The organism is Bathymodiolus platifrons methanotrophic gill symbiont (genome assembly GCF_002189065.1).
Taxonomy (GTDB): Bacteria; Pseudomonadota; Gammaproteobacteria; order Methylococcales; family Methylomonadaceae; genus Methyloprofundus.
Genome location: NZ_BDMN01000351.1, coordinates 1 through 1,773 on the forward strand (window position 1 = coordinate 1; position 1,773 = coordinate 1,773).

Consider the following 1,773-nt stretch of genomic DNA (forward strand, 5'->3'; position numbering starts at 1 on the left):
ATGTCACTCACCACAGCTTGAAAGTAAGAAACAGACTCTTGCAATCAAACGAACGTTAATTATATCTTAATTAGCTTCTCATTTGTAAGCAATTCTGGTTTTTCTTCTCTTCTTTCAAGCCCAGCCCCTATTTTGGATTAGATGATATTGGAATAGGTCAGGACAGAGCTACCGATCAAGGGTATGTAGAGGTAGTCAGTAAGATCATATTTGTATAAAGTAGAAGTCGCGGGTTTATACCGTCTCACCTGCGGGAATTGAATTTTATAGTGCAAATATGCTGCGTAGCTGTACAGGGGGATATATTTATATATATTCTATAGCGCAGGGGCAGGGCGGAGGTAAAAGGGGCTTAAAAACTCGATTATTCTGTTTATTCTCCCTCGAAATAGCTAAAAAAATCATTAGCATTTTGAGTGGGAAAGATAAACAGGTAAAACCTTACAACCTATGTGTTTAATGGGTGTTCTTGCCCGCACTTGCTCTTCGCGTCTGGGTTTCTTTTCTTACAAATTATCATTGTTTATTATTGATGCGCGGAGCGCGGTTTAAGAGAAACCATATTGCTGTGATTGAGAGTGATTGTGGAGAATGTGTTGGCTAGTGTTGGTAAGGTGTGGGTAACGTCTTTTCGTTATCCATGCTTTATCAATACGTCCCGTAGGGAGCCAATATATTCCCCACATGAACGGTATGTAGCAAAATTTGCGAAATACGGCCTACGAACATTACAAGCGGTAGAAATGAAAAGTTTTCTTGTGTTCTCGCTGCGAGTTATTTGAGGGAGTGCTACGAAACCAGCGCCTAGTTTATGATAGTAGTGCCGAAGATACACGTACGTAGGACGTCTGAGCCGTTGAAGGCATAAGCGGTCGCGTTAAGTTTTGCCGCTTGCTTGGGCTAAAAATTCGAAAAATAGTTAACTATGAAAATGAACAACACAACTGGAAATGAAATATTAACTGTTCTTGAAGGAATTGAATTTGACAATTCAGATCGTACAATAATGAGCTTCATGTCTCATAGAATGGTTTTTGATACTCAAAGAGCCATATTTGATCTAGTGCAGCTGGAGAATCATGCTCCAGCTGCTGCATTGTTACGAGTTTTATTTGAGGCACATCTTCAAGGATTATGGCTGTATTCTTGTGCAAACGATAATCAAATAAATGATTTTAAAAAAAATAAACGTGGCAAGCTTAATTTTAATGAAAAGCTTACTCAGATAGGAGAGGTTAAGCCTCTCTTAAAAGAAAATCTATGCGAGTTTAAAAAGAATCACTGGAATGGGTTAAATAACTTAACCCATTCAGGATCCATGCAGTTGCTTTCCTATAAGGTTCATTCTCGGGGAATAAAAATAGAATCACCGATCCCACCTGAAACACTGTTATCTTTTTCTGAAAGATTCGCAATATCATCATTAGCTGCCGTGGGTATCGATATAGTAAAATGTGAAAAAGTAAGCGATTGCGTTGAACGTCTGTGGGATGCGTATGAGTCCAGGAATACAAACCTGTAAATGCGGGGGAGTCGCTATTCTTGCGAAAGCTTGTCTTTCAGGTTAGCGAACAATATTTGTTGGTCATTTTTGTTGGTGGTGAACAGCATGTCCTTTACATCACTTAGGAAGACTACAAAATCAAGAACATCCCCTGGGCTAGAAGAACAACGGAAGTCTAACGCCCCTACTCCTATTAGGTTTCCAACAAGATCACAATACTCTTGAATATTCTCAATAAAATTATCGGGATCTTTCTCTGATGTTTTGCC

General features: G+C 39.1%; 2 protein-coding genes. One reads left to right on the forward strand and one right to left on the reverse strand.

Going from position 1 to position 1,773, the window contains the following annotated elements; genetic code table 11:
* Positions 1 to 931: 931 nt before the first annotated feature.
* On the forward strand, positions 932 to 1,522 hold the full coding sequence (locus tag CDZ78_RS17335) for a DUF6988 family protein (protein ID WP_140414160.1): 591 nt from the start codon (positions 932 to 934) through the stop codon (positions 1,520 to 1,522).
* A gap of 14 nt (positions 1,523 to 1,536) precedes the next feature.
* Here the strand turns inward: CDZ78_RS17335 and CDZ78_RS22305 are convergent.
* The coding region (locus CDZ78_RS22305) for a hypothetical protein (protein WP_167374377.1) at positions 1,537 to 1,773 on the reverse strand (237 nt) is incomplete at its 5' end.

Coding starts and splice junctions, on each gene's coding strand:
- CDZ78_RS17335 (WP_140414160.1), top strand. CDS start 932: ATGAACAACACAACTGGAAATGAAATATTAACTGTTCTTGAAGGAATT.